The organism is Nocardioides sp. NPDC004968, from assembly GCF_040608935.1.
GTDB lineage: Bacteria > Actinomycetota > Actinomycetes > Propionibacteriales > Nocardioidaceae > Nocardioides.
On record NZ_JBEXJF010000086.1, the window covers coordinates 1 to 1021 of the forward strand.

Below are 1021 nucleotides of genomic sequence, written 5' to 3' on the forward strand. Positions count from 1 at the left end.
GGCTGCGCAACCCGGATCAGCTACGCCGCCCGCGCTGGCGTCGAGGCCAACCGTCCACTAACAATCACATTGGACCTCTCGGCGGGGGCGGATCAATCCCGCGCCAGCGCCTCCACCGGCCCCTTGATCGAGGTCCGCCCCTTTGGATTACCACTCTGGCCTGGTTGCCAGAGACCCTTCCGGTTCAGCATCTGATACACCCGTGTTAGCAGCCCACTGGAAGCATAAGGTAGGACGGCAATGCGGCTGCTTTGGGCCTCGTTCGGTCAGGCGGTAATCAAAGATTGCTGCGACGCCGTGCGACGCGCTGAAGGCGAGGAAGCTTCAGCTATCGGGGAAACTGGATGAGCATCCACAGGAATTCCCGACTGACGCGGCCGCTCTGCGATGGCGGACCCGACGTGTTGGCCTATTAGATTGATGCGTTCGCATTCGCGCGCAGACTTGAATAAGGACTCCAATATGATCCGTTCGATCACAGTCGCCGGCTTTATCGGCCTCGGCCTTTTACTCGGAGGCTGCAACCCTGAGTCTCAGTCGCACCGCACGCTCGGCGGCGCCGCCATTGGCGCTGGCGGTGGTGCGCTCATCGGTGGGATCGCGGGCGGCGGACGTGGGGCCGCTATCGGTGCCGTTGCAGGTGGCGTGGCCGGCGCGGTGGTCGGTCGGGCAACGACCCCGAACAACTGCATCTTCCAGGACACGAGCGGTCGCCGTTTCACAGGTCCCTGCCCGTAAGGCGCCTGAGCGCAACTGTCGGGCCAATTGTGAGGCGACCGGCAGCATCTGGTTTCATACACAGCCGCTCCGCTCGGCGGCTGGTGCGAGTGAGGATCAGCAGGCAACACTTCCGGGAACAGACCGTGTCCAGCGGCATTCGGAACTGACCCTTTTCGTCATGAAGAACTGCCCCATGCCGATTGCCTTTCAGGCGGTTGCGGGTTGAGGCGTCGCAGCGGCCTTTTGGCCGTCCGGCCAGGAAATCCGGAGCCGATAGGGCTCGTCAGCCGGCGCGATGGCC

At 63.7% G+C, this 1021-nt stretch carries 1 protein-coding gene; it reads left to right on the forward strand.

Features of this window, described 5'->3' with window-relative positions:
• The first annotated feature begins 462 nt into the window (after positions 1 to 462).
• A complete protein-coding gene (locus ABZU72_RS28725; RefSeq protein ID WP_355022176.1) occupies positions 463 to 738 on the forward strand; it encodes a YMGG-like glycine zipper-containing protein in 276 nt (91 codons plus the stop codon).
• Positions 739 to 1021 lie beyond the last annotated feature (283 nt).